Source organism: Streptomyces diversicolor (genome assembly GCF_057537855.1).
In genome coordinates this window covers 192,567-219,004 of sequence record NZ_BAAJXA010000007.1, presented here as the reverse complement: position 1 = coordinate 219,004, position 26,438 = coordinate 192,567, and the positions used below count along the sequence as shown (strand labels likewise).

Sequence of the window (26,438 nt, the reverse complement as noted above, 5' to 3'; positions counted from 1 at the left end):
GACATATGGGCGCCATCGGGTACAGAACGGGCGGTGACGTGTCCTGGACTCGTGCGGGGCGCGGTGTGCTCGGCCTCGTGGGCTGGATGGGCGTCCGCACGGCGGGAAGCGCGGGACGGGCGGCGGCCGGTGCGGTCGGTGCGGTCGGTGGCGCGGCCGGCGGGGTGACCGGAGTGGGATGGCGCGTCGCCCGCCGGACCGGGAGCGCCGGGGCGTCGGCGGCCCGGCACGGTGGCTCCGTAGCGGCGGCACTGCCCGGACGGGCCGTACGCCTGGGACAGGCCCTGGTCGATCTCCATCCGCGGCGGCACATCCGTCGTGTGTGGACCGGTCACGGGCGCGCGCACATCGAGGTACGGGGGCTCGACCGCGCGGACCGTGGGGATCCGAGCCGTGAACGGCTGAGCCGCGGGGTGACCCGGTCGCTGCGCGCACTGAGCGGGGTGCGGTGGGCCGAGGTCAACGCGGTCACGGGCCAGGTGCTGCTGTCGTTCGACGAGCGCAGGGTCGGCGTCGACCGGCTCCTGGACACGGTCAGGGCGGTGGAGGACGCCCACGGCGTGCGGGACGCGGAGTTCGCCTGGGCGCAGCCGGTCACTCCGGGCGACGACGTGCCGGTCGCCACCGCGGCGACCGAACTGCTCGTCGACTGCGCCGCGGTGGCCGCCGCCGTCGTCCAGCGGGTCCTGCGCCTCCCGGTGCTGCCCCGGGCGGTGCCCGCCGCCGTGGCCGCGCTGGAACTGGAGCGGGAACTGCGCGGCCCGTTGGTGCGGCGCATCGGGCCGGTGCAGGCCGATCTGGTGATGTCGTTGGCGAGCGCCACGCTCAACGGACTGTGCGACGGCGTCGGCATGCCGATGGTCGACGCGGTGAGCCGTGCGTTCCAGTTCGGCGAGAGGCATGCCCGGCGCCGGGTCTGGGAGCGGCGCGAACGGGAGCTGTGCCCGGGCCCGGACTGTGTGCCGCGGACTCGACCGGCCCGGCACCTGCGTGCCAGGGCCCGGCGCTCCGGCCCCGTCGAGCGGTGGGAGGCGCGGCTTGCGCCGTTCGCCCCGCTCACCGCGGCCTCGGTGCTCGCGCTGACCGGCAGCCCCGGGCGGGCCGCGGACGCGCTGCTCGTCGCCGTGCCCCGGGCCGCCCGTTACGGGCGGGAGGGTTTCGCCGCGGCGGTCGGACGCGATCTGGCCCGGCACGGTGTCGTACCGCTCGACCCGTCGGCGCTGCGGCTGCTCGATCTGGTCTCCGCCGTCGTGATCGACTCGGCGCTGCTGGTGAACGGGCGGGGGCCCGAGGGCGGCCTCGACCCGCTGACCGTGCCCGTGCTGGCCGCGGCCCGCGCCACCGGGGCACGCGTCGTGCTCACCGACGATGCACGCGTGCACGGGCTGCCGGCACCGGTCGAGCAGATCACCGGCCCGGGTGGACGCGTCGCCGACAGGGTGCGCGAGTTGCAGAGACAGGGCGAGGCGGTACTGGTCGTCTCCGGCAGGGACGCGGAGGCGCTGGCCACCGCGGATGTGGCGGTGGCCGTCCCCGGCGAACCCGGTGCCGAGGCGTCCTGGTCGGCGGATCTGGTGTCCCTGAACGGACTGGAGGACGCGTGGCGCGTGCTGCGGGCGGTGACCGCTGCCCGCACGGTCTCGGAACGCTCCGTCCGGCTGGCCTTCGCGGCTTCGGCGCTCGGCGTTCTGCTCGCCCTCCTCGGGCGAAGGCACGGCGTCCTCCACGCCCTCACCCCCATGCACATCGCGAGCCTGGTCGCCTTGCTGTGGGCGGCGGCGACCGCTCGCCGCGCCGCCCGCACACCCGCCGCCACCGCGAGCCCTTGACATCCGCACGCCTTCGGCCGCCCTGTGCTGGTATGTCCGAACTCGGCGGTATGCGGGGCGAGTTCGGGTGACACGCCGTCAGCGTCCGAGGAGCTTCGCCAGACGGGTGGCGTGCTCGTCGTCCGGGCCCATGCCGGTGTGCTCCGGGCTGCTCAGCCAGTCGGCGGCCCTGGCCAGGCAGTCGTCGGTCTGCGACCGGGTCAGGCCGGGTCCTTCGAGCAGCGCGGCCAGCACATGCCCGGCGTACCGGCACCCGGCGTAGGTCTCCAGCCAGCTGAGCGCCATGTCCACGACGGCGGCCCGCTCGATCTGTCCGGACGCGGGCAGGCGCGGGTCGAGGAGCGGCCCCAGGATGGCCCCGGTGAACGGCGAGAGCCCTTCCTGTTCGGCGAGCCACGTCCGTGCCCGTGCCGTGACGGCGCCCGCACGGTCAGGGTCGAGATCCGTCCGCTCCAGCAGAGCGCGCAGCACCTTCCTGCCCCGCGAACTGATCGGCTCTCCCCCGCACGCCTCGCGCAGCGCGAGGTCCACGAGGACGGCTCGTGTCGCGTCCGGGAGCGGCACCAGTCCCAGCCGGCACAGCGCGGGAAGTTTCTCCTTCGCCAGCACCATATGGCCGTGGCCCACGCAGTCCAGCACCCGCTCCACGGTGCGCCGGCGCAGTTCCTGGCCGGACACCCGGCAGCCGGGCAGGCGTTTCAGTATCCGCGGTGCGTTCTCGGCGGTGTGGTGGATCTCCAGCCAGTCGAGGGCGCGGCGCAGGCCCTGGGCCTGGGCGGGCTCGGCCAGATCCGGGCAGATGAGCAGGGCTTCCAGCACGAACGACGCCGTGTTGCTGAGGGCGTTGTCGTGCTCGGCGAGCCATGCGAGGGCGAGCGGAGCGGCGCGTGCCCCGACCGCCGGGTGCTTGAGCAGGGGTTCCAGTACGAAGCGTGCCTGAGGAGACGTGCCGTGTGTGTCTGCGGTGAGCCAGCCGAACGCCGCGCCGACGGCGTCGACTCCCTCGCCGTCGGCCACGGCACCCGAGGTGTGCGGGTCATGCGGGCCGATGCGGGCGTCGAGGGGGAGCAGATGCTGGAGCACGTAGGAGATGTTCGGTGATGCGCCGTGGTCCCTGAGCCAGGTGAGGGCGTGCCGGGCAGCGGTCTCGCTGTGCGGGTCGAGCCGTGGATGGGCCAGCAACGGCTGGAGGACGAAGCTGGCGTCGTCCCCGCTCAGATTGGCGGGGGAGCCGAGCCAGCGGACCGCCGCCGCGCAGTGCCGGTCGGCGTCCGGCAGTCCGCGCCGCTTGAGCAGGGGCGCGAGGACCCACTTGGCGACGTCCTGTGCGGCGTGGTGCCCGGTGGCCAGCCATCTCACCGCGTGCTCCGCGGCACTGGTGGCCGCCCCGGGGGACAGGTCCGTGTTCTCCAGCAGCCTGCGCAGCACGAAGAAGGCGTCCCCGCGCCGGCTGTGCTCCTCAAGCCAGGCGAGGGCCGGGCCGACGGCGTCGTGCTTACCGTCCGGGACGGGGACACGCACGAGCAGGGGGTCCAGTACGAACGTCGCCTCGTGCGAGGTGCCGTGCTCGGCGAGCCAGGCGCAGGCGAGGCCCACGACCGTGTCGGCGGGTTTTCCCCGCAGGGCCGGGTGTTCCAGCAGACCCCTCAGCACGAACGAAGCCATGAGGGAAGTGCCGTGGCTTCCGAGCCAGTTGAGGGAGCGGTCGATGACGCCCCTGGTCCGGCTGTCGTCCAGGTCGTCCCGTTTGAGCAGTTCGGCGAGGACGAACGTGGCGGTGTCGGCGTCGGGGTGGAGCCTGAGCCAGTCGAAAGCGAGTTTCAGCGCCCTGCCCCTCTGCTCGTCCCCCAGGTCCTCACGGCACAGGAGCGCGCGCAGCACATGGGCGGTCGCGGCCGACGGCAGGCGCCGGCCGGCCACACCGAGGCCCGCCTCGACCGCCTGTGCGATGCGGTCCCCGGGCAGATCGGTTCGGGCCAGCAGCGCACTGGCGAGGGAGAGACTTCCCTTCATCACGGGGTGGCGTAGCCATGCGACCGCTTCCTCGGCGGCCGTGTCCAGGTGCCCGGCCGGTACGCCGGGCGCCCGGAGCAGGGCTTCGAGGACCGGACGGGTCTCGTACAGCCGATGGCGGTTGGCCGCCTGCCACTCCAAGGCGGCCGAAGCCAGACGTGCGGGCACGGCGTCGGAGGTGTTGCGGATCGCGTTGGCGAACAGCGTGCGCGCCGGGCGCGGGCCCTCGGCCTCGGCCCGCCCCAGCCAGGGCCGCACCAGTGTGTCCCAGGACGCGATGACCCCGGCCTGCCACGGCGGCCCCGACAGCAGGGTCAAAAGGGTCCGGCCGGTCTCCTCAAGATCGGCCTCGCCGGCCAGCCGCCCGGCGGGGCCCGCCGGGTCCGCGAGCCACTGTGCGCAGACCCGGCGCACATCGTCGCCCACCGCCGGATCGAGATCGGCCGACCACCGCCGTACGGTGTCGGCGGCGAGCCGGAAGGTGTGTGTGCTCGTCAGGAACGCGGAGAACATCCGCGTGGCGGCGTCGGCTTCGAGCCGTCCCGCTCGGGGAACAAGCGCCTGCTGGAGGAGTTCGTCGGCCACGAAGTCATGGATGACGTCGAGGACTTCGCCCTCGGAGGCGAAGAGCCAGCCCAGCTTGCACAGATGCCCGACGACGCCGATCCGGCCGGCGTCGAAGGCGCGGTCCTGATGCAGTTGGAGGAAGGTGCCGACGGCGGCCTCCACCGACTCCTTCTCCTGGGGGCAGCAGGCGGCGGCCACCGCGGAGGCGAGCAGGTCGGTGCGCGAGTCGCTGAGTTCTTCCCCGGTGCGCTCCCGCAGCCAGTAGGACAGATCCTGGACGTTGCGCAGCCCCGACAGATCCAGCGCCGCCTGCTCGCCGTCGCTCACACGGGACTCGACGGCCCGCGCGATCAGCAGGGTGAGCACCGGGCGGTGCCCGCAGACCGCGGCGATCCGCTCCGCGCCGTAGGCATCCACGGCCTTCCTGGCGACGCTGTTGATGATCCGGTCGGCGACGGCCCTCTGGTGCTCTCCGTCCTGTGAGACCTCCACCCGGTCGAGGAACCGGAGACGCCCCAGGGCCTCGGCGCGCGGTACCGCTCCGGGGCGCAGCGAGGCGATGCACGCCAGCCGGGCCGATGAGGTGCTTTCCGCCCTGACCTCGTCCGCGAAGTCGAAGAGGTCCAGATGCTCATACCCGTCGAGGTAGTCGAGCACGAGCAGCACGTCCCGGTTCCGCGCGTGCATGTCGCGGACGACCCCGGTCAGTTCCTCCGCCGTGACCGGCTTCTTCGGTGCCAGGTGCAGTACGGTCCAGCCCTGCCGGTCGGCCCGGGCCGCCACCTCGAAACAGGTACGTGTCTTGCCGGTCCCCGCGGCGCCGACGAGCACCACCCCCAGGGACGTCGAACCCGGCGCGGACGCCGCCGTCAGCCGCGTCAGCAGGTTGTCCGGGTCCGCCCGGTGGCCCTCGCCGGGGCTGACGAAGCGGATCTGGTCGTCCGTCAGATACTTGTCACGGTTGGAGTTCCTGCCGAGGGTCTGCCGGTGGGTGCGGATGCCACTGGGCAGTGGAGGCAGTCCGACATCGGCGAGGTCGTCGGGGCGCAGGCTGCCGCAGCCCAGCAACCGCTCCAGCCGGCGCAGTTCGTCGGGCGCCACGCGGTCCTGGAGGCTGTCGATCCGGGCCGCGGTGAGAGCGGCACCGTCGGAGGCGTAGTGCCTGATGACGACGCCGATGATCCGCCCGCGGCTGAAGACGGCCGCTCCCGACATGCCTTCCCACGGCTTGTACGGCTCGCCGTTGCTGCCGTCGCCGCCGTCGCCGCCGTCCGTGCGCGACCGTCTCGTCACCGGGCGAGGGTCGTCGTCCGGTGAGGGAGGGCCCACGATCTTCAGGTCGAGGGTGCGTTCCCGTCGGTTGGACAGCGGCACACACGTGGCCTGCGCGGCCTCCAGGTCACGGTAGCGGCCCCCGCGGAGCTTGAAGAGCGGAAAACCGAAGGCCATGCATTCGACGCGGGCGGCGCCCTCGCCGACACAGCCGAACGACGCGGGCACCGTCGCCGGTGCGGGACGTGGGGGAGGGGCGGGGTGACCGGGGGAGGGAGCCGAAGGGCCCGGGGCCGAGGGGGTGAAGACGAGCACGGCGACATCGATCTCGGCGTTCGCCCACCCCACCGACGCTTCGTAGCCGGCCTCGTCCTGCCGGTCGGCGTTGAACCGCACGCGCACACCGGACGCTCCGTCGAGCGGATGCCACGCGGTCAACACCCTGCCGTTGGCGACGAGATAGCCGGAGGCACGTGCGCCCCTGCCCGCCGAGCGGCTGACGATCACCTCCGCGACACGGCCGGGTGCGTCCCACCCCGTGGCCCCGCGCCCGATGACCTCAGCGTTCGCCATCTACCTCGTCACCGGAGATCAGGGGCGAGCGGGTCGTACCGTCCTGTGCCACCGCCTTGGGATGCAGTGTGAGCTTGAGCCGTTGGGTCGTGGACCGGGCCGCCTTGCCGTCCGCGCCGGCCTCGACGACCCAGAACCGCACCTTGCCGTGCGCGCCCCCCTCGCGTGAGACCGCGACGGTCGCCTCGACCTCGACGGGCCCCACCTCGAACTGGAGGGAGTCGCCCGCCTCCGCGCCCTCGGCCGCCGCGGCCTTGAGCTCCTGCCGCAACTGACGCACCAGCTCCGCGAGTTCGATCCCGCGTTCCCCGTTCGCTGCCATAGCGGGATTTTGACGTGATCCCTGGCCCGAAGTCCAGGGATTCCGGCCCGGGCCGGCTGACCCTTCCGGGGGCTTCCTGCATCACCGTGCCGTGCCGGGGCTCGGAGCCGTCCCGGAATGCCCTGCTTGCGTCACTTGGCGGGCCAGGAGGGCGCGGCGGTGCCGCCGACAGCTCCGGCTGCGTCCCGAGGGGCCCCGTCGCACCTCGGGGTCGTCTCCTCACCCGGCGCGACCGTAGGGGCGGCACGCGGGGAGCGGGATCGGGTCCCCGGCGTTCGTGCGGCCCCGCACAGCGTTGGTAGCGTCGGGACGCGCCGCGTCGGCCGGCACGGCGCGCCGATCGACCGAGAGAGACCCGATGCCTCCGACGATCCGCAGGGCCGTGATCCCCGCCGCTGGACTCGGCTCACGCCTGCTGCCCCTGACCAAGGCGATCCCGAAGGAAATGCTTCCGGTCGGCGACAAACCGGTCATCGAGCACACGGTGCGCGAACTCGTGGACTCCGGTATCACCGACATCACCATCGTCGTCAGCGGCGGCAAGTCCTTGATCCAGGACCATTTTCGGCCGAACCCGGGCCTCGTGGACCAACTGCGCGCCGACGGCAAGACGGCGTACGCGGACGCGGTGGAGGAGGTCGCCGAACTCGCCCGCAGCGGTCACATCACCTACCTCGACCAGCACGGCCCGTACGGCAACGGCACCCCTGTCCTGAACGCCGCCCGCTCCTTCAGCGACGAGCCCGTCCTCGTCCTGTGGCCCGATGACGTGTTCGTCGCTGAGGTGCCGCGCGCCCAGCAACTGATCCGCGCCTACGAGCAGACCGGCTGCCCGGTGCTGGCCCTGCTGCCGATGGACCGCGACGAGTCCCAGCGCTACGGTGTGCCGATCGTGAAGGAGGACCTGGGCGGCGGACAGCTGCGGATCACCGGTCTTGTGGAGAAGCCCGAACCGGCCGACGCCCCCTCGGAGTACGCGGCCATCGGCGGCTACGTCATCACCCCCGGCATCGTGGACGAACTGCGTGAGCAGACCCGGCGCTGGTACGAGGCCCGGGACAAGGGCCGACCGGTGGGCGAGGTCTATCTGACCGACGCGATCAACGCCTACGCCGCCAGCCGCGCGGTGTACGGACAGGTCATCCGCGGCACCTGGTACGACACCGGCAACCCCGCCGACTACCTCGTGGCCCAGATGGCGCACGCCCTGGCCCACCCCGAGTACGGGCCCGTCCTGCGCGACCTGGTCCACCGGCTGGACAACCCCCCTGCCGCCTGAGCCGCTTGCGTTCCCGGGCCGCCGTCGGGCACCGCGTGGCCAAAGACAGAGCGGGCTCCGGCCGCCGGGTACCGGTTCCTGGTCCGCTGCGGGCTGCGCTTCACCCCCAAGTCCGCTGCTGCGCCGCGGCTCGCCTCGGCGGAAGCGGCCCGGTGACCGCGTGGTCCGCCAGCCGTCACCGCGGCGGATCCTGGGCCAGGGCGTCGCGGAGTTGTGCCCGGGCGCTGACACCCAGCTTGGGGAAGATCTTGTGCAGGTGGTAGCCGACGGTGCGGGGCGAGAGGTACAGCCGGGCAGCGATGTCGCGGTTGGTCAGACCCTGCGCCGCCAGTTCGGCTATCTGCCGTTCCTGCGCGGTGAGTTGGCCGGCGGTACTGGTGGCCGTGGCCGCCCCCGCCGGGGCTCCCGCCGCCCGTAGTTCGGCGGCGGCGCGATCGGTCCAGGGCCGGGCGTCGAGTCGTTGGAAGCACTCCAGGGCCGCCGCGAGGTGCGGGCGTGCCTCGGCGCTGCGCCGCCGCCGGCGCAGCCACTCACCGAAGTCGAGCTGAATGAGCGCCTTTTCGAAGGGCCAGCAGTCGGTGGTGGAATCGGCCAGGGCGGCGCTGAAGCGCTTCTCGGTGTCATCGGTGTCATCGGTGTCGCTCAGCAGGGCCGCGGCCCGGTGCAGGACGGCGGCGAGCCGGGGCGACCTGTCGGGTTCCAGGCTGTCCTCGACGGCCTCGACCACCGTACGTGCGTCGTCCCGCCGCCCGGCACGGACCGCAGCGGCGGCCAGGTCGCCCAGATAGTAGAGGGAGGCGTGGTAGTGGACGGGGGCCGGGCGGAAGTCCCGGGTGAACGTGGCGCGCAACTGCTCGTAGGCGTCGGCGTGGTCCCCGGCGACGAACGCGGCCATGGCAAGGGCGTGCCGGTGCCGCACCTGGAGGCTCAGGGACCTGCGCAGGTCCACGCCCCGAACGGCTTCCAGGGCCTGCGCCCGCGCCGTCGCATGGTCGCCCCGCAGCGCGCGCAGGGTGGCCTGGAGGACGCAGGAGCCCACGGTCACGTTGTCGGCTCCCGCCTCGGTCGCCATCCAGAACGCCTCGTCCGCCGCGTCCTGGGCCGCCGTCCACGAACCGCTCTCGAACAGCGCGAGGGCGAGCGCCTGCGTGACGGTCGCGTTCGTGCCCGCGCTGCCGGCCCGCCGCAGGACGTCCATGGTCTGCCCGAGAATCCGTACCGCGTCCTCGGTCTCGTCCAGGATCCAGGTCGTGCCGCCGAGCGCGGTGAGGTCACTCAGGGACTCCCGCTCCACGGCGGCCAGCGCGTCCTTCAACAGCCCGAGCAGCCGCGTCCGCCCTCGGTGCGGGTCGATGACGGCCTGGGACCAGGCGAGCCCGGCGGGATCGTCGCGCTCATCGATCAGGGCGCCGATCCGCCGCAGTTCGGCCCGGTGGAACGGCGACCCTGAGTTGTACACGGACGTCGCGGCGGTGGACAGGGTACTGAGCGCCAGATCCGGGGCCGAGGCCGCGGTGGCCTCGGCGACGCCCAGCAGCAGGGTCAGCGCCTCCTCGTGGCGGAGCGTGACACCCAGCGCCCATCCGCCCAACAGCGATGCCTCGGCACGCAGCCGCGCGTCCTCGGTCAGATCGCCGACCCGGCCGCTGATCTCACCGACCCACTGCGGATGGCCGGCGAACATGGCGGCCTGCGCGGCCATCAGCAGTCGCCGGGCGCGCGGCTCCGCCGCCGGGGTCAGCTCCGCGGCGCGTTCCAGCGCCGCGGCGGCCGCCGCGTACCCGCCCCTGGCACGCGCGCGCTCGGCGCTCTGCGCCAGGGCGTCGGCGACCTCCGCGTCCTGGCCCGTCGCGGCGGCGGCCAGGTGCCAGGCCCGGCGGTCCGGCTCGTCGGCGAGAGCGCCGGCCAGGGCGAGATGCGCGTGCCGGCGCTCGGCGAAGGACGCCGCCTGGTAGATGGCCGAGCGCACCAGCGGGTGGCGGAGCAGCACCTGGCCGTCCTCGATCCGCACCAGTCCGACGCGCTCCGCCGGGTCCAGCGCCTGGACGACGTCCGACGACGGCGCGGCCCGCAGGAGGTCGGCGAGCCGCCCGGTGCCGGCGGCGGCGACCAGGAGCAGCGCCTCACGCGTGGGCTCGGGCAGGCCGGGCAGGTCGGCGGCGAACAGGTTCTCCAGGCGTGCGGTGAGCGGCAGGGCGGCACCGCCGTCCTGACCCGTGCCGGTCCGGCCCCGGGCGAGGGCCCGGGACAGCTCGATGAGGGCCAGCGGGTTGCCGGCGGCCTGCTGGAAGATCTGGGTGCGGGCCCTGCCGCGGGGCGGCTGCGGCTGGGCGTCCAGCAGCAGTCCTGCCGCCGCCCTGCTCAGCGGACCCACGGTCACCCGCGGGAAGTCCCGGTCGAAGCGGGCCGGCACGGCCTCCTCGCGGGCGGTGAGCAGCAGCACCACCGGCTTGCCCTCCAGACGCCGGGCGAGGAAACCCAGCACGTCCACCGAGCCGAGGTCGAGCCACTGCACGTCGTCCACGAGCAGGACCAGCGGTCGGCGCGCGGCGGCTTCGCCGATGAGGGCGAGCACGCCGATGCACAGCGACAGCTGATCGAGGTTCACCTCGTGCTGTGCCGCCGTCATCCCGAACGCACGGTCGAGGGCCGCCCGCTGCGGCGCCGGCAGTCCGTCACCGGGAAGCAGCGGATGCAGGAGCTGGTGGACGCCCGAGAGCCCCAGTCCCCTCTCGCCCTCGCTGCCGCGCACGCGCAGGACCCCGAGGCCCCGGGCCCTGCCCTGCTCGGCCGTCCAGTCGACGAGGGTGCTCTTGCCCGCGCCCGGCTCCCCGACCAGCACCAGCACCTGCGGTCCTGTGCCGTCCACGGCCCCGAGCAGGTCCGTGAGGCGGGACAGCTCGGCGGCCCTGCCGAGGATGCCCGGATCGGCGGGGTAGTCGGGGCCGATGTGCACCACGGTCGTGTTCCTCCCGGTGTCGTTCATGATCCGGCCGTCCGGCCGGCCGCGGACGACCGGTCATGTGACAGAAGCGTGGCCCGCCCGCTGTCCCGATGATGGACCCGGCCAGGGAAACAGGTCCAACGCCCTGGGCAGCCGAGCAGGTCCGGAGTACACGCATGAAGGTCCCCCCGTCCCGTTCCGCGGCCGGTGAGGAAGCCGCCCGTCGATCATCCTGCCGTACGACGTCGTCCCGTCCGCTGGGCAGGGACGGCGAGATCGAACGCATCCTCCAGTGCGTGCGGCGCGCGCCGGGCGGCCCGCAGGCGCTGCTGCTGCTCGGGGAGGAGGGAATCGGGCGTACGACCCTGCTGCGGCACGCCCGGGAGCTGGCCGGCGCCGACGGCACGCTCGTGCTGTCCGCTCAGGGCTGGGCCGCGGACCATCGCAACGCCCGCGCCTGTCTGCGGCAACTGCTGGCGCCGGTCCTGGACGAGCTGCCCGGGCTGCCCGCCCCGCACGGCGAGGTCCTGACCGCCGCCCTGGACCCCGCCTTCCACGCCGACGCACGCCCCGACGCGGGGCCTCATGGGGGCGGATCCCATGACGGGGGGTCCCATGACGGGGGGTCCCATGACGGGGGGTCTCCCGGTGGTGGGTCTCGCGAGGGCGGATCGTACGGCGGTGGGTCTGACGGTGGTGGGTCGTACGGGGGTGGGCCTCACGGCGGTGGGTCTCGCGAGGGTAGGCCGTATGACGGCGGGTCTCACGCGGGTGGGCCCCATGGCGGTGGGTCTCGCGAGGGTGGGCCGTATGACGGCGGGTCTCACGGTGGTGGGCCTCACGGTGGTGGGCCCCACGGTGGTGGGCCCCGCGGTGGTGGGCCCCGTGGCGGTGAGTCTTACGGTGGTGGGTCGTACAGGGTTGGGTCTCGCGAGGGCGGGGCCCATGGCGGCGGGGCTCAAGGGCTTGGCTCTGACGGCGGTGGGCGCCACGAGGGTGCATCCCCGCACGGTGGGTCTCGCGAGGGCGGGTCTCACGATCGTGGGCTCCGCTACGGCGCGTCCGGGGACCGTGCGCCGCACGACGGACAGGTGCGGGTCGCCCTGCTGGCGTTGCTGGACCGGCTCGCCGCGTCCCGGCCGGTGCTGCTGTGCGTGGACGACATCCACGCCTGCGACCGCGCCTTCCTCGACGCGCTCTGCGCGGGAATCCGGCTCCTGGCCGGCCGCCCGCTCAGGATTGTGCTCACCGCACGGGGCGAGACGCCACCGCCCGGCCTGCCCCCCGCCCTGGAGTGCCTGCACCTGGGCCCGCTGAGCGCCCCCTCGGCCGCGGCGCTGCTGGACCGGCAGCCCACGGCGCCGACCGGCAGGCGCAGGCTGGAGATCCTGGAGGAGGCCGAAGGCAACCCGTCGGCCCTGGTGGAACTGAGCCGCCGTGTGCCCGCCGCCCCCCGAGCGGAAGGCGCCGGAACCACACCGGCGCGGCGCCCGCCGACGGGCCACGCCTTCGCGGCACGCCTCGACGCGCTGCCCCCGAAGACGGCACGGGCCCTGCTGTACGCCGCGGCGGCGGGGCCGGGGGAGAGCGTCGCCGTCCTCATGGCCGCCCTGGACACCGACGACCTCGCCGTGTGGGCCCCGGCGGAGGCGGCGGGTCTGGTCTCGCTGGTCGAGGACCGCCTCGTCTTCCGGCATCCGCTGGCGCGGTCGGCCGCGTACTGCCGGCATCCCGCGAGCGAGCGGCAGCGCGCCCATCTGGACCTCGCCGAGACCGCCACGCGGCCCGAGCACAGGGCCCGTCACCTGGCCGCCGCCACCTTGCGCGGCGACGAGTCCGTGGCCGCCGCGCTGGAGGACTCCGCCTGGCGGCACGGGGACGTCGTGGGCACCGCGCGTGCCCTGGAGCAGGCGGCCCGGCTCAGCCCACGGCGGCCGGAGCGGGCACGCCGGCTGGCCGAAGCCCTGGTGGCGGCACACGCGGTGGGCGATCCCGGCTGGGTGCGGGACCTGTACGGCAGGCTCGTCCACGACCTCGGGGAACCGGAGCAGATCTGCGCGGCGGCCGGTGCCCTGGCCTCGATCCTGTCCCTTGAGTCCGCCCAGCGGGAGGCATTCGACCTGCTGGTCGACGTCTCCCGGCACTTCGCGGCGGCCGGCCGTCCCATGGCGCTCGCGGTGACGGCGGTCGCGGCGGGCATCGCCGCCCAGTCCGGTCTGCCGGAACACAGGACCGGCCTGGCCACGCTGCTCGACCGAGCCCAAGACACCGACCGAACCCAAGACACCGACCGAGCCCGGAGCGCCGACCGAACCCGGGACACCGACCGCGCCGGGGGTACCGACCGTGCCCTGCGGCTCCCGCCGTCGGCGGCCGGGTTTCTGGGCCTGCTGGACGAGCCGGACATCCAGCAGGCGCTGGACGCGCCGGCCACCGCCGTACGGGGGCCGCAGGCCGGCACGGGCTTCTCGGCCCGCCCCCTTGGCCCGCACGGTGTGCCCCTGGACGGCTCGCGGACACCGGCCTGCCGGGCGGCGCTCCTCGCGGCGGCCCACCTCGCCGACGAGGCCGACGTACGCCTGGGACAGTTCCGCGAGAGAGACGCCCGGCTGCGGGCCTCCCGTGCCTTCGGCGTCCGCGGCCGGCAGGTCCTCGCCCTCGCGGACACCCTCATGGGCGTCGGCCGGTTCACCGACGCGGAGGCCCTGATCCGGGAGGCCACGGCCGAGGCCGCGGTGCTGCGCCTGCCGCGCCTGCGGGCGGACCTTGAGGCGCAGGCCCTCGCCCTGCACGCGCTGCGCGGAACCGTGCCGCCGGAGCCCTGGCTCACCCCCTCGGTGTGGCGTGCCGTCTGCCTGGACGAGAACCGGGCCACCCACGCACGTCTGCTGCGCGCCCGGGGACTCGCCGCCATCGCGCTGGGCGACTGGGACGGCGGCTGGCGACATCTGCGCGAGCTGTTCACCGCCGACGGCCCACCCCTGCACCCGGTCCTGTCGCCCCGGAGCATCGCCGACCTCGCGGCGGCGGCCCAGCGCACCGGCCGGTCCGATGCGGTGGTGCCGGTGCTCAGCCGGGTCCGCGCGGAGCAGGGGGAACGCCCGAGCACCAGGATGACGCTGCTCCTGCACCATGCCACCGCCCTGGTCGACCCGGGCGAGGACGCCGAGCAGCACTTCCAGCTCGCGCTGGTCAACCACGAGGCGGACCGGTGGCCCTGGGAACGCGCCCATGTCCGCCTCAACTACGGCATCTGGCTGCGGCGTGCCCGGCGCACACGCGAGGCGCGCCAGCAGCTGACCAGCGTGCTGGAGACCGCCGAACGCCTCGGTGCCGGCGCCCTCGCCGCGGCGGCCGGCGGCGAACTGCGCGCCAGCGGAGCGGCGTCCACCCCGGACACCTCGGGCACACTGGAGCGGTTGACGGCCCAGCAGAGACACATCGTGCAGCTGGCCGCGCGCGGCCTGTCGAATCGGGAGATCGGTGAACAGCTCTTCCTCTCGCCGCGTACCGTGGGCTCCCACCTGTACAACGTCTACCCGAAGCTCGGCATCAGCCGCCGCCAGCAACTGCGTGACCTCCTCCAGGACAGGTGAGGCGCAAACCGGCCGGTGCCGTGCGGAGCCGACGGCGGGCGGCGCGGCCCAGCCAGAGGGGAGTGCGTGATGCCGGGAGTCTCCGGGGACCGGCCCGGCGGTGACGCACGCCCGGCCGTCCTCCTCGACCCCGCGGTGCAGCGCGTCGTCGACGCGTCCGCCACGCCCCCGTCCCTCGACGACCTCGGGCCGGTGACGGCGCGGCAGGCGCTGCGGGAGACCCAGGTGGACCGGTTCGAGGACTTCGCCGTGGACGCGGTCTACCGCGTGGCCTCCCTCGGCCCCTCCGGGCTGCTCGGGTTCTGGACCGTCCGCCCGGCCGGTGCGACCGGCCCGCTGCCCGCGCTCCTGTACCTCCACGGCGGCCGGTGGGCGCTCGGCGACGCACAGACCCACGCCCGGCTCATCAGCGAACTCGTCCACGGCGCGGGCGTGTGCGCCGTCGTCCCCGAGTACAGCCGTACCCCCGAGGTCCGCTATCCCGTGGCTCTGGAGGAGTGCTACGCCCTGCTGGTCTGGGCGGCAGCCCGGGCCGGCGAACTCGGTCTCGACGCGCGCCGGCTGGCCGTCGCGGGCGACTGCGCCGGTGCCACGCTGGCCGCCGCGGTGACCATGCTGGCGAAGGCGCGCGGCGGGCCGCGGCTGAGCGCACAGCTCCTCTACTACCCGCTCACCGACTCCCGCTGCGACAGCCCCTCGCAGCGGGAGTTCGCCACCGGCTATCTGCTCACCCGGCCGGCGCTGCGCGGCTACTGGGCGCGCTACGTCACGGACCCGGACCTGCGCGACGAGCCCACCGCCTCCCCGCTGCGGGCGCGAAGACAGGACCTGGTGGGGCTGCCGCCGGCGCTGGTCGTCACCGCCGAGGCCGATGTGACCCGGGACGAGGGCGAGCAGTACGCGCGCCATCTGCGCGCGGCCGGCGTCGAGGCGTCCGCCGTGCGGGTCCTCGGCACGATCCACGACTTCGTGGCCCTGCACGCCCTGCGCGACAGCCCGCCCACCCGGGCGGCCGTCACGATGGGGTGTGCGTTCCTGCGGGCCCGACTGCGCTGAACCGCGCGGCACCGACCGGGGACCAGTCGACCGACTGATGCGCCGGCCGTACCGGCCCGGCATGCTCGGAGCATGCCAACCGTGATCGGTTCCTTCGAGGACAGTCGCCCAGGTCCGGACCCGTTCGCCGGTCCGCGAGCCCGGGTGCTGAGCACCCGTTCCGTCCCCCCGCGCGAAAGCCTGAACTTCTGGCACGACGCCGTGCTCGCGACCCTCGTCGGGATGGACATCGCCACCGAAGGCCGCACCTATGACGCGACCCTGCGCACCGACCGCGTCGGAGCCCTCCAGATCACCACGGTGGAATGCGATCCCGGCCGCGTCCACCGCTCGCCGCGCCACATCGCCCACGGCGACGGGCGAGACGTCTTCGTGGCGGTCCAGAGCACCGGCCGGGCCCAGGTCGAACAGGACGGCCGCAGCACGGAGCTGCGGGCCGGCGACATCGGGTTCTTCGAGACCGTCCGGCCCTTCCGCACCGCCTTCCCCGAACGCTTCCGGTTGCGGGTCTTCGCGGTGCCGCGGGCCCTGCTCGGGCGGTCGGAGGCCGAGCTACGGCAGCTCACCGCGCTGGCCGTGCGCCCGAGCGGCGGCCTGCCCGCCCTGCTCGCCCCGATGCTCGAACGGCTGGCGGACACCTCCGACTCCTATGCGACACCGGTGGCCGAGCGACTGGCCGAGGGCGTCATCGACCTGATGGCGGCCACGGCGGCGGACCGGCTGGGCGAGGACCCCGCCGTCCTGCCCGGTGCCGACCGGGTCCTGCTGCTGCGGATCAAGACCTTCGTCCGCTGGCACCTGTCGGACCCCGGCCTGACCCCCCGGGCCATCGCCGACGCCCACGGCATCTCGGTCCGCTATCTGCACCGGATGTTCGAGGCGGAGGGCACCACCGTGAGCCGGTGGATCCGTGAACTGCGCCTGCACGAGTGCCGCAGGGAACTCGCCGTACGGGCACCGGGATCCGTCAGCCTGGGCCAGGTGGCCCGGCGCTGGGGTTTCCCCAGTGCCGCCCGGTTCAGCAGGGTCTTCCGCAGTGCCTTCGGGGTCTCTCCCACGGACTGGCTCGACCGGGAGCGGGCGAGCCGCGCGGCGGGACAAGCGCCGTGCTGACGGGATCGCTGTCCGTCCCCGGGCAGGGTGTGTCCTTCTCCACCCGGGGCCTGCCGTCCGGCGATCGCGTCGCCGCCTGGGAACGCGCGCTGTCACAGGTCTTCGTCGACCTTGAGGTCACCGTGCGGGGCGACCGGCCGTGGACGGGTGAGCTGACCGCCGAGCGCCTGGGCGCCCTGCAGATCGCCACGGAGGACTTCGGCCCGGGAACGATCCTGCGCAGCGCCCGGTCGGTGGCCGCCGATCCCCGCACACACATCCTCGCGCGTCTGCAACTGGACGGCACCGCGCTGCTGTTGCAGGACGGCCGCAGCGCCGAACTCCGGGCCGGCGACCTGGCGTTCCACGACGCGCGGCGCCCGTACCGGCTCGTGCTGCCGGGCCGGCAGCGGGCCCGGATCCTCATGATGCCCCGAGCCCTGCTCCGGCTGGAGGAAGGGCAGCTGTCCGCCCTGACGGCCACCGCGGTGGATGCCGGTGAGGGCGCGGCGGCGCTGCTGCTGCCGACGCTGAGCGGGCTCGTCGACGAGGCCGTCCGGGCCGACCCGGCCCGGCGCGCCCGACTCGCGCCGCTCGCCGCCCAGATGCTGGGCACCCTGGCCGTGGAACAGGCCGGCAGGCGGCCCGCGCCGGCGCTGTGGGAGCGGATCACGGCATCCGTCCAGGACCGGTTGCGCGAGCCCGGACTCACCCCTCAGGACATCGCCGACCAGCACGGCATCTCCCTGCGCTACCTGCACCGGCTCTTCCAGCGGCAGGGCACCACCGTGAACGCCTGGGTACGGACGCGACGGCTGGAGGCGGCACGCGAGGAACTGGCCCAGACCGGCGCGGCCCACACGTCGATCGCGGCGGTGGCCGCACGCTGGGGCTTCGCCAACCCCTCCCATTTCAGCCGGACGTTCCGGGAGACCTACGGGATGTCGCCGGTGCAGTGGCGCGGTGCGCGGCGACCGACCTGAGATCCGGGCCCGCTGTTCCCGGAAGGGCACCATCCGGGACGCTGTCGGCATGATCGCCCCCGGGCCCGGCGCCTATCGTCCGGTTCATGTTTCCCCGAGGGAGGATCACCGCATGAACACTACAGACCCGAACGGCGCCGACCGTCACCCGCATGTGCGGCACCTCCTGGAGAGGGCGGCCGAGCATCATCACCGTGCACGGGCCGAGCGTGAGGAGGCCGCGTTGGAGAACGCGATCGACGGAGCGGCGTTCGACCTGGCGGCCGACATCGCGCATCCCACGGCAGGCCGGGCCGAACTCGGTTACGACATCGAGGCGGATCTCGGAACGGAACCGCGTCCCTGACCTCGGCGGCGCTGCGGCCCGTCCGGTGCCGTCATGCGAGAGCGGGGCACCGGGCGGGCCGTCGTCGGGTCAGGAACGCACCAGTGGGGTGTCGACCAGGTGCTCGGCCAGGAACCATGCCTGGAGTTCACCGGTGCGGATGATCTGCGAGACCAGCAGGTCGTTGGTGCCGTCGTCGCCCAGCTCGGCGGTGCGGCCGGCCGCGTCATGGGCCTGCGTCAGGATGATCTCGTGGGCCTCCAGCAGCCGCGAGAGCATGGCCGGCACCTCCTCCACACCGTCCGGCGGGCGCGGAATCGACGTGATCTCGGCGACGTGCCGGGAATCGCCCACGGCGACGCCGCCCAGCGTCTGGACGCGCTCGGCGAGGGTGTCGACGAGCGCCAGCTGCTCTCCCGCGTGCTTGTCCAGCAGCAGGTGCAGCTGGTAGAAGGTCGCGCCCCGCATGATCCAGTGGTGCTTCTTGTAGAGGCCGTAGAGGATCTGGGTGTCCGCCAGCACCTTGTTCAGGCGCTGGCAGGAGTACATACGTGCCTCGTAGGACAGGGCGACGGGGAACTGCTTGACGGTCCCGAACTCCTGGATGACCGCGCCCTTCTGGTGCAGCCAGGGCTGGCTGCCCGTGGGCGTGGAGCCGGTGGTCATGACGTGCCTCCTGCGATGTGGTGCCGAACGTGCGCGGTCGAGGCTAGGGGCCGGACCGTGGGCCGTGTTGCCCGGGAGCGCACACCCGACTGCCCGTCAGCGCACCGGGTCGCTCCGGGACCGGACCTGGTGCGCGGACGGTCAAGAGGGCCGCTCCCCGCTCGTTAACGTGACCGAGTCGCGCGGCGGCCCCGGTACGCCTGACCGGCCGGCGCGCGCCGTCATGCCAAGACCCGAGGAGTTCCATGTCCAGGCAGACCATCGCCGAGAGTTACGTCGACCTGATGGCGCGTGCGGGTGTGCGCCGCATGTACGGGGTGGTCGGGGACAGCCTCAACCCCGTCGTCGACGCGGTCAGACGGCACGACGACGTCGAGTGGATCCAGGTACGCCACGAGGAGGTCGCCGCGTTCGCCGCCGGCGCGGAGGCCCAGCTCACCGGCCGGCTCGCGGCCTGCGCGGGCTCCTGCGGCCCCGGCAACCTCCACCTGATCAACGGCCTCTACGACGCCCACCGTTCGATGGCACCCGTGCTCGCCCTGGCCGCCCACATACCCAGCGGCGAGATCGGCACCGGATACTTCCAGGAGACCCACCCCGACCGGCTGTTCGCCGAGTGCAGCCACTACTCGGAGCTGATCTCCTCGCCCCGCCAGATGCCGCGTGTGGTGCGGACGGCGATCCAGCACGCGGTGGGCCGGCGCGGTGTGTCGGTGGTGGCCCTGTCCGGCGACACCGCCGCCGAGGACTCACCGCAGGCGGCACCCGAACCCGCCATGCCCCTGGGCCTGCCCGCCATCCGTCCGAGCGAGACCGAACTCGCCCGGCTCACCGCCCTGGTGGACGGCGCCGAACGCGTCATGGTGTTCTGCGGCCGGGGCGTCGCCGGCGCCCACGCCGAGGTCATGGCCTTCGCCGAGAAGGTGAAAGCACCGGTCGGCCACGCCCTGCGCGGCAAGGAGCACATCCAGTACGACAACCCGTACGACGTCGGCATGTCAGGCCTGCTCGGCTACGGATCCGCCTACGAGGCCATGCACCAGTGCGATCTGCTGCTCCTGCTGGGCACCGACTTCCCGTACACCGACTTCCTGCCCCGCCATGTGCGCACGGTCCAGGTCGATGTGCAGCCCGAGCGGCTGGGGCGGCGCACCCCACTCGACCTGGCCGTCTGGGGGGACGTCCGCGAGACCCTGCGCTGCCTCACGCCCGCGGTGCGCGCGAAGACCTCGCGCCGCTTCCTCGACCGCATGCTGGAGCGGCACGCGCACGCCCTTGAGGGCGCAGTGCACGCCTACACCCGCGACGTCGACAAGCACACCCCGGTCCACCCCGAGTACGTGGCCTCGGTGATCGACGAAGAGGCCGCCGACGACGCGGTGTTCACCGTCGACACCGGCATGTGCTGTGTGTGGGCCGCGCGTTATCTCACCCCCAACGGCCGCCGCCGCATCCTGGGTTCCTTCGTGCACGGTTCCATGGCCAACGCGCTGCCCCAGGCGATCGGCGCGCAGTTCCTTGACCGCGGCCGGCAGGTCGTCTCCCTCTCCGGGGACGGCGGCTTCTCCATGCTGATGGGCGACTTCCTCACCCTCGTCCAGTACGGGCTGCCGGTGAAGGTGGTCGTCTTCGACAACTCCTCCCTGGGCATGGTCGACCTGGAGATGATGGTGGACGGTCTGCCCCCGCACGGCACGACCTACCCGCACACCGACTACGCCGCCATCGCCAGGGCCGCAGGGGCGCTGGGCATCCGGGTGGAGAAGCCCGCCGAGGTACGCGACGCGCTGCGCGAGGCGTTCGCCCATGACGGGCCCGCGCTGATCGACGTCGTCACCGACCCCGCCGCGCTTGCCGTCCCACCGAAGATCACCACCGAACAGCTCACCGGTTTCGCGCTGTCCGCGAGCCGGACGGTCCTGACCGGAGGAGTGGGCCGCATGGCCCATCTGGCGCGGGCCAACCTGCGCAACATCCCCCGCCCCTGAGCCCGGGCATGTGACGGCGTCCTGACCGGGCGGCGCGCCGAACAGGCGCCGGTACTCCCGGCCGAACCGGGACGCGCCGTCGTATCCCACTGAAGAGGGCTGATCCCGGTGACGGCCCGGAAATTCCGGCAGAAGGCGGACGTGCTCATTCCGATCAGCCCCGCGACCTCATCCACCCGGAACGGCTCCCGGTAATTCTCCCGAATCCACTGCACGGCTTTTGCGACGCGGACCGAAATCCAGGGCGCGACAACCGGTCCAGTAATGCTGTCCGGTCCGCGCGCGACGCAGAGAGGATCGTGCAAGGTTTCGACACTATTGGGCAAAGCCATTCCCGGGGCGGGCTGATTGAATGTCCGAAGTCTTTGACAACGCTTTGTGCCCAGGCACGGAAATGGGGAAGGGCAAGCGGTATGACGGACGGAACCCGCAGCGGGATACTTCTTCGCGTCAACGGCCTGGCACACCGTCTGACCGTTGACCACCGACGCACACTCCTCGACGTGCTCCGCGAGGACACGGGCCACACAGGACCGAAGAAGGGCTGCGACCGCGGCCAGTGCGGCGCCTGCACGGTGCTCCTGGACGGCCGGCGGATCGTGTCGTGCCTGACGCTGGCGGTCGCCACCGACGGCTCGGACGTCACGACCGTCGAGGGCCTGGCACAGGACGGTGAACTGCGCCCGTTGCAGCGGGCGTTCGTGCAGCTCGACGGTTTCCAGTGCGGCTACTGCACGCCCGGGCAGCTGTGCTCCGCGGTCGGGATGCTCGCCGAACACGCGGCGGGCTGGCCCAGCGCGGTCACCGCCGACGTCTCACCCGAGCGGCCGGCACCGGAACTGGACGCAGAAGAGGTGCGCGAGCGCCTGAGCGGCAACCTGTGCCGCTGCGGCGCGTATCCGTCGATCGTGCGCGCCGTGCTGGAGACCGCGTCCCGGGCAAAGGCGGCGGGATGAAGGAGTTCGGCTACCGGCGGCCCAGCGAGGTCCGGGAGGCGCTGACCCTCGTCGCCGGCGACGACGGCGCCCGGTTCCTCGGCGGCGGCACCAATCTCGTCGACCTCATGAAGGACGGCATCGAGACGCCCACCCGGCTGGTGGACGTGCGCCGGCTGCCGCTGGACGGTGTCCGCGAGGCGCCCGACGGCGGGCTCGTCATCGGCGCGACGACGACCAACAGCGACCTGGCGGCCCACCCCGAGGTGCGCCGCCGGTATCCGGCACTCAGCCAGGCCGTGCTCGCGGGCGCCTCGGGGCAACTGCGCAACATGGCCACGGTGGGCGGCAACCTGCTCCAGCGGACCCGGTGCGGCTACTTCGCCGATTCCTCGCAGCCGTGCAACAAGCGCGAGCCCGGCAGCGGCTGCTCCGCGCTCGCCGGAGAGCACCACAACCATGCCGTCCTCGACTGGTCCGAGCACTGCGTGGCCACCCATCCCTCGGACATGACCGTGGCGCTGACCGCGTTCGACGCTCTCGTGCACTACGAGACCCTGGACGGCAGGCACGAGATCCCGCTGTCCGCGTTCTACCTGCCGGTCGGCGAGACCCCTCAGCAGGAGACGGTGCTGCCCCCGGGCGCCCTGATCACCGCGGTCCGCCTCCCGGCTGCCGCGGCACGTCCGCGATCGTGCTACCGCAAGGTCCGCGAGCGTGCGTCCTACGCCTTCGCCACCGTGTCCGTCGCAGCCGCCCTGGACGTCGAGGACGGCCGCGTGCGCGACGCACGGATCGCGCTCGGCGGCCTCGCCGCACGGCCCTGGCGGGCCCGCACCGCCGAGTCCGCCCTGCGGGACGCCCCCGCCACCGCCGAACGGTTCGGTTCCGCCGCGCAAGCCGAACTGGCCGCCGCCCGGCCACTGCGCGACAACGCGTACAAAGTCACGCTCGCCCGCAACCTCATCGAGGCCGTCCTGACCGAACTCGCCCACCGGGCCGAGTGACGGACGGGTTCCTCACACGTCCTGAAGGAGATCACCACATGACCGCCTCCTCGACCGGTCCGTCCCCGGCACCGGCCGGGCACCCGGCAACCGCGGACACGGCCGCCACGAGCGAGCCGCCTTCGGGAGCCGTCGGCACGGCGCGGCCCCGTATGGAGGGAACGGCCAAGGTCACCGGCGCGGTGCGGTACGCCGCGGACGAACCGGCGAGCGACCTGGCGCACGGCTGGGTCGTCACCTCCACGGTGACCCGCGGACGCATCCGCGAGATCGACACCTCCACCGCGCTGGCCATGCCCGGAGTCCTGGGCGTGATCGACCACCGGGGCGCGCCCCGGCTCGACCCGGAGGCCGGACCGTTCTTCGGACCCGACGGCGGCCTCCACCTGCTGCAGAGCGACGAGGTACCCCACTCCGGCCGGCCGATCGCCCTGGTGGTGGCCGAGACACCCGAGCAGGCCCGCGCGGCGGGCATGGCGCTGCGGGTGACGTACGAAGAGGAACCGTACGACGTCGACTTCCGCCTCGACCACCCGGCCGCCCGGCCGGCGACATCGTTCTTCGGTGAAGACGCCACCGTCGGCGACGTGGACACGGAGCTGGCCGCGAGCACCGTGGTCGTCGACGAGCGCTACGTCACCCCCGAGGTGCACGGCGCCGCCATGGAGCCGCACACCGCGACCGCCTGGTGGCAGGACGGACGCCTGCAGATCATCGACTCCAACCAGGGGCCCTACATGGTGGCCATGACCGTGGCCACGTTGTTCCGGCTCGAACCGAAGCAGGTACGCGTCCGGTCCGCGCATGTCGGCGGCGGCTTCGGGTCCAAATCAGGAGCGTGCGGCCCCCAACTGGTCCTGGCGGTGATGGCCGCGACCGTACTCGACCGTCCCGTACGCGTCACCCTGACCCGGAACCAGGTGTTCCAGACGGTCTCCATGCGGCCCGCCACCGAGCAGCGTATACGCATCGGGGCCGATGCCGACGGCCGGCTGCGCGCCATCGACCACACAGCGGCCTTCGAGGTCTCCAGAATCGCGGACTACCTGGAGAACTGCACCGAACTGACCAACACGCTCTACACGGCACGGGCGATCCGTACCCGCCGCACCGCGGTCCCGGTCGACATCCTGCCGCCGTTCTCGGTGCGCGGACCCGGCGCGACCCCCGGTTCCTTCGCGCTGGAATCCGCCATGGACGAGGTGGCGGAGCGACTGCGGATGGACCCCCTGGAACTCCGGCTGCACAACGAGCCCTCCGCCGGCCCCGTCTCCGGGCTGCCCTTCAGCCGCCGCAACCTCATCGCGTGCCTGACCGAGGGCGCCCGCCGGTTCGGCTGGGCCGCACGCGACCACCGGCCACGCAGAAGGAAGGAGGGGCACCTGCTCGTCGGCACCGGAATGGCGGCCGCCTCCTTCGGAGCGGGAGCGCTGCCCTCGACGGCGTCGATCACCGCCGAGACCGACGGAACCTTCACGGTCGCCGTCGGCGCCAGTGACATCGGCACGGGCGCGCGCACCGCGCTGACCGCGGTCGCCGCCGACGCACTGCGGGTACCTCCCGAGCGGATACGGCTGCTGATCGCGGACAGCGACCTCGGCCCCGCCTGGGGCGCCGGCGGCTCCCGGGGCACGACCTCCTGGTCCTGGGCGATCACCGAGGCCGCGGCCGAGCTGCGCTCACGCCTGGACGGCGCCGCTCTGCCGCTGACCGTCTCCTGCGACACCACGGAATCGCTCGGCCGGCTGCCCCTCATGGAACGCCACTCCTACAGCGCCGTGTTCGGCGAGGTCACCGTCGATCCGGGGACCGGCGAGGTGCGGGTGCGGCGCCTTCTCGGCATGTTCGCCGTGGGCCGTGTGATCAACCCGCTGCTCGCACGCAGTCAGCTGGCCGGCGGCATGATCATGGGCCTGTCGATGGCCCTGCACGAAGAAGGCGTCCGGGACCGGGCCACCGGCCGTCACGTCAACACCGACCTCGCCGGCTACCACATCGCCGCCCACGCCGATGTACCGGACATCGAGGCCGACTTCGTACCCGACTACGAACCCGGCGACCCCTCGGGCATCAAGGGTCTCGGTGAAATCGGCACCGTCAGCACGGCCGCCGCGATCGCGAACGCCGTCTGGCACGCCACCGGGCGCCGCCAGCGGAGACTCCCGATCCGACTGGACCGCGTACTCGAAGCACATCCGCCGAACCGGTGCCATGAGCCCGCCGGGTGAACCGCGTCGATCGTCCGACCGTAAGGAGGGACACCGTGCTGGGTGAGGTCTGGCCGTTCGTCGACGCGCACCACCGCTTGGGCCGGCCCGTCGTCCTGGCCCGCCTGGTGGGCCGCGACGGTCCCGGCTCCCGGCCACTGGGCGCCACCATGGCCGTGGCCGCCGACGGCACATGGCGGGGCTCCCTGTCCGGCGGCTGCGTCGAAGGGGGCATCCTCGACGCGGCCCGCCGCGTACTCGACGGCGCCGGGCCGCACCTCATGTCCGTGACGCCAGGGGAACACCTTCTGCCCTGGGAGGAGACACCCGCGTGCGCGGGCGAACTGCGGGTGCTGATGACCCCCGCGCCGGCCGATCCGGTCCATTCCGCGATCACCGCGGCGCTGGCCGACGACCGTCCGCTGGCGGTCCGGGTCGGCCTGGAACCCCCCTACGCATGGTCCGTCGCGCCCGGCACCGGCCAACTGCAAGGCAGCGGACCGGGCTTCACCGAGGTGCTGCCACCACGCCGGCGGCTCGTGCTCGTCGGCGCCACGGACCTCGCCGCGGCCGTGGCGGTCATGGCCGAGCCGCTGCACCGCAGCGTCGTCGTCCTCGACCCACGGCCCCGGCACATCACATCCGGAGCCTTCCCGAAAAGCGCCACCCTCGTCCGTGCCTGGCCCGACGAATGGATCGGCCGACACGGCCTCGGCACCCGCGACGCCGTGGTGATCCTCAGCCATGACCCACGCATCGACGACCCCGCCGTCCGCGCCGCACTCGCCGCCGACGCAGGGCACATCGCCGTGCTGGGCAGCCGGGCCACTCACGCCCGACGCCTGCGACGCCTGGCCGGCACCCCGGGGATCGACCGGCTGTCCGGCCCCGCCGGCCTCGACCTCGGAGGAGTCTCACCCGCCGAGACGGCCCTGTCCGTGCTCGCCGAACTGGTCGCCGTGGAGAACGGCCGCGGCGGCAACCGGCTCCGCGACGGCGACCTGCCGATCCACACCACGTCCCGCGCGACGAAGGCCACGTCCGTCTGAGCCGGCCGGGGTGGCGCGGCGTGCGCCGCGAAGGGACGGAAGCCGCCGGCGAAGGACAGAGCGCCGCCGGCGGCCGCCTGGCCGGCCCGGCGGAAGTCACGACAAGAGGAAGCGGGCACGTCAGGGAAAGCGGAGGGCCGACCGGGGCCCTCGGACGCCCCGCTTCTGCGGGCCGCTCTCCGGTCGGGCTGGGACAGGTGGTCCCTCACCGTGCCCGGCGGCGGGCTCAGCATGGAGCGCGATCCCCCTCCACCGGCCGAAGGGCGGGCCGACTCAGGGATGCGAACGATGCCTTGCGTGAACTCGGCCGACAGGAGTGCCTGCGCCTGCCGGCCACGGCACAGGTCGGCCGTAGCGTGTGCACGCGCCACGCCCTGCCCGCGGTGTCGCCGGTCAGGTTCCGCGTGGACGGCGACGGGGCGGTGCAACTGCGCACCTTCGCGGCCTCGGTCCTGGCGCGCGCCGTCGACGGGGCGCTCGTCGCCTTCGCGGCGGACGCCGTCGACGTCGACAAGTGCTCCGGATGGAGCGTCGTCGTGACCGACCGGACCGAACGCGACCGCCTGGCACGGACCGGCCTGCGCTCCTGGGCTCCCTCACCCGAGGAGGTCTTCGTGCGTGTCGGACCCGACCTGGTCACCGGGTGTGAACTTCCCTGCGGGCGCGCGATCCACGGCCCGCACATGTCGGTCTGAACGGCGGCTCCGGCCCCCCGCCCTGGACCGAACGGCCCTG

17 protein-coding genes and 2 pseudogenes are annotated in these 26,438 nt (G+C 73.5%); 14 read left to right on the top strand and 5 right to left on the bottom strand.

Features of this window, described 5'->3' with window-relative positions:
• Positions 1-5: 5 nt before the first annotated feature.
• Entirely contained in the window at positions 6-1,829 is a 1,824-nt protein-coding gene (locus AC27LF_RS10745) for a heavy-metal-associated domain-containing protein (protein WP_479662758.1), read from the top strand.
• 78 nt (positions 1,830-1,907) lie between these two features.
• Here the strand turns inward: AC27LF_RS10745 and AC27LF_RS10740 are convergent, their stop codons facing one another.
• Positions 1,908-6,254 carry a trypsin-like peptidase domain-containing protein gene (locus AC27LF_RS10740; protein WP_479662757.1) on the bottom strand — a complete coding sequence of 1,449 codons (4,347 nt, stop codon included), beginning with the start codon at positions 6,252-6,254 and terminating at the stop codon, positions 1,908-1,910.
• Positions 6,241-6,576, bottom strand: coding sequence for a trypco2 family protein (locus AC27LF_RS10735; protein WP_479662756.1), 336 nt, complete (start codon positions 6,574-6,576; stop codon positions 6,241-6,243). Before AC27LF_RS10735 ends, AC27LF_RS10740 begins: the two co-directional genes overlap by 14 nt.
• Positions 6,577-6,934: 358 nt before the next feature.
• On the opposite strand from AC27LF_RS10735, the gene AC27LF_RS10730 reads away from it, so the two are divergent.
• Positions 6,935-7,855: a UTP--glucose-1-phosphate uridylyltransferase gene (locus AC27LF_RS10730; RefSeq protein WP_479662755.1), complete on the top strand. Its 921-nt coding sequence runs from the start codon at positions 6,935-6,937 to the stop codon at positions 7,853-7,855.
• Between the two features lie 175 nt (positions 7,856-8,030).
• Here AC27LF_RS10730 and AC27LF_RS10725 read toward each other — a convergent pair whose 3' ends face one another.
• Positions 8,031-10,841 (bottom strand): helix-turn-helix transcriptional regulator, encoded by a 2,811-nt coding sequence (locus AC27LF_RS10725; RefSeq protein ID WP_479662754.1) that lies wholly within the window; start codon positions 10,839-10,841, stop codon positions 8,031-8,033.
• A gap of 68 nt (positions 10,842-10,909) precedes the next feature.
• Between AC27LF_RS10725 and AC27LF_RS10720 the strand changes: the two are divergent.
• The 6 genes and pseudogenes from AC27LF_RS10720 to AC27LF_RS10695 form a co-directional block, all read left to right on the top strand.
• Positions 10,910-11,305 (top strand): annotated as a pseudogene (locus AC27LF_RS10720) (ATP-binding protein); the annotation flags it as partial.
• A 585-nt stretch (positions 11,306-11,890) separates the two neighbouring features.
• On the top strand, positions 11,891-14,395 hold the full coding sequence (locus AC27LF_RS10715) for a helix-turn-helix transcriptional regulator (RefSeq protein ID WP_479662799.1): 2,505 nt from the start codon (positions 11,891-11,893) through the stop codon (positions 14,393-14,395).
• Positions 14,396-14,464: 69 nt separating this feature from the next.
• Entirely contained in the window at positions 14,465-15,451 is a 987-nt protein-coding gene (locus AC27LF_RS10710) for an alpha/beta hydrolase (RefSeq protein WP_479662753.1), read from the top strand.
• 72 nt (positions 15,452-15,523) lie between these two features.
• Positions 15,524-16,564 carry a helix-turn-helix domain-containing protein gene (locus AC27LF_RS10705; protein ID WP_479662752.1) on the top strand — a complete coding sequence of 347 codons (1,041 nt, stop codon included), beginning with the start codon at positions 15,524-15,526 and terminating at the stop codon, positions 16,562-16,564.
• Entirely contained in the window at positions 16,558-17,526 is a 969-nt protein-coding gene (locus AC27LF_RS10700; protein ID WP_479662751.1) for a helix-turn-helix domain-containing protein, read from the top strand. Before AC27LF_RS10705 ends, AC27LF_RS10700 begins: the two co-directional genes overlap by 7 nt.
• Before the next feature lie 112 nt (positions 17,527-17,638).
• Positions 17,639-17,872, top strand: coding sequence for a hypothetical protein (locus tag AC27LF_RS10695; RefSeq protein WP_479662750.1), 234 nt, complete (start codon positions 17,639-17,641; stop codon positions 17,870-17,872).
• Positions 17,873-17,941: 69 nt separating this feature from the next.
• On the opposite strand, the gene AC27LF_RS10690 is transcribed toward AC27LF_RS10695, so the two are convergent.
• On the bottom strand, positions 17,942-18,517 hold the full coding sequence (locus AC27LF_RS10690; RefSeq protein ID WP_479662749.1) for a Dps family protein: 576 nt from the start codon (positions 18,515-18,517) through the stop codon (positions 17,942-17,944).
• A gap of 245 nt (positions 18,518-18,762) precedes the next feature.
• On the opposite strand from AC27LF_RS10690, the gene AC27LF_RS10685 reads away from it, so the two are divergent.
• Positions 18,763-20,505, top strand: coding sequence for a pyruvate dehydrogenase (locus AC27LF_RS10685; protein WP_479662748.1), 1,743 nt, complete (start codon positions 18,763-18,765; stop codon positions 20,503-20,505).
• Positions 20,506-20,517: 12 nt separating this feature from the next.
• Here the strand turns inward: AC27LF_RS10685 and AC27LF_RS10680 are convergent.
• Positions 20,518-20,732: pseudogene (locus AC27LF_RS10680) on the bottom strand (AraC family transcriptional regulator); the annotation flags it as partial.
• A 186-nt stretch (positions 20,733-20,918) separates the two neighbouring features.
• Here AC27LF_RS10680 and AC27LF_RS10675 point away from each other — a divergent pair.
• From AC27LF_RS10675 to AC27LF_RS10655, 5 genes are all read left to right on the top strand, one after another.
• Positions 20,919-21,461: a (2Fe-2S)-binding protein gene (locus AC27LF_RS10675; RefSeq protein ID WP_479662747.1), complete on the top strand. Its 543-nt coding sequence runs from the start codon at positions 20,919-20,921 to the stop codon at positions 21,459-21,461.
• Complete coding sequence (locus AC27LF_RS10670; RefSeq protein ID WP_479662746.1) at positions 21,458-22,447, top strand: FAD binding domain-containing protein; 990 nt, start codon at positions 21,458-21,460, stop codon at positions 22,445-22,447. The genes AC27LF_RS10675 and AC27LF_RS10670 overlap by 4 nt, the downstream gene beginning before the upstream one ends.
• A 38-nt stretch (positions 22,448-22,485) precedes the next feature.
• Positions 22,486-24,675, top strand: coding sequence for a xanthine dehydrogenase family protein molybdopterin-binding subunit (locus AC27LF_RS10665; protein ID WP_479662745.1), 2,190 nt, complete (start codon positions 22,486-22,488; stop codon positions 24,673-24,675).
• A 35-nt stretch (positions 24,676-24,710) separates the two neighbouring features.
• Positions 24,711-25,703: an XdhC family protein gene (locus AC27LF_RS10660; RefSeq protein WP_479662744.1), complete on the top strand. Its 993-nt coding sequence runs from the start codon at positions 24,711-24,713 to the stop codon at positions 25,701-25,703.
• Between the two features lie 293 nt (positions 25,704-25,996).
• Positions 25,997-26,398, top strand: coding sequence for a pyridoxamine 5'-phosphate oxidase family protein (locus AC27LF_RS10655; protein ID WP_479662743.1), 402 nt, complete (start codon positions 25,997-25,999; stop codon positions 26,396-26,398).
• The last annotated feature ends 40 nt before the right edge of the window (positions 26,399-26,438 follow it).

What these genes read in the sequence shown, in the direction of transcription:
- AC27LF_RS10690 (WP_479662749.1), bottom strand. Translation starts at nt 18,517, where the DNA reads ATGACCACCGGCTCCACGCCCACGGGCAGCCAGCCCTGGCTGCACCAG.
- AC27LF_RS10665 (WP_479662745.1), top strand. Translation starts at nt 22,486, where the DNA reads ATGACCGCCTCCTCGACCGGTCCGTCCCCGGCACCGGCCGGGCACCCG.
- AC27LF_RS10735 (WP_479662756.1), bottom strand. Translation starts at nt 6,576, where the DNA reads ATGGCAGCGAACGGGGAACGCGGGATCGAACTCGCGGAGCTGGTGCGT.
- AC27LF_RS10670 (WP_479662746.1), top strand. Translation starts at nt 21,458, where the DNA reads ATGAAGGAGTTCGGCTACCGGCGGCCCAGCGAGGTCCGGGAGGCGCTG.
- AC27LF_RS10730 (WP_479662755.1), top strand. Translation starts at nt 6,935, where the DNA reads ATGCCTCCGACGATCCGCAGGGCCGTGATCCCCGCCGCTGGACTCGGC.
- AC27LF_RS10710 (WP_479662753.1), top strand. Translation starts at nt 14,465, where the DNA reads ATGCCGGGAGTCTCCGGGGACCGGCCCGGCGGTGACGCACGCCCGGCC.
- AC27LF_RS10705 (WP_479662752.1), top strand. Translation starts at nt 15,524, where the DNA reads ATGCCAACCGTGATCGGTTCCTTCGAGGACAGTCGCCCAGGTCCGGAC.
- AC27LF_RS10695 (WP_479662750.1), top strand. Translation starts at nt 17,639, where the DNA reads ATGAACACTACAGACCCGAACGGCGCCGACCGTCACCCGCATGTGCGG.
- AC27LF_RS10740 (WP_479662757.1), bottom strand. Translation starts at nt 6,254, where the DNA reads ATGGCGAACGCTGAGGTCATCGGGCGCGGGGCCACGGGGTGGGACGCA.
- AC27LF_RS10685 (WP_479662748.1), top strand. Translation starts at nt 18,763, where the DNA reads ATGTCCAGGCAGACCATCGCCGAGAGTTACGTCGACCTGATGGCGCGT.
- AC27LF_RS10675 (WP_479662747.1), top strand. Translation starts at nt 20,919, where the DNA reads ATGACGGACGGAACCCGCAGCGGGATACTTCTTCGCGTCAACGGCCTG.
- AC27LF_RS10745 (WP_479662758.1), top strand. Translation starts at nt 6, where the DNA reads ATGGGCGCCATCGGGTACAGAACGGGCGGTGACGTGTCCTGGACTCGT.
- AC27LF_RS10725 (WP_479662754.1), bottom strand. Translation starts at nt 10,841, where the DNA reads ATGAACGACACCGGGAGGAACACGACCGTGGTGCACATCGGCCCCGAC.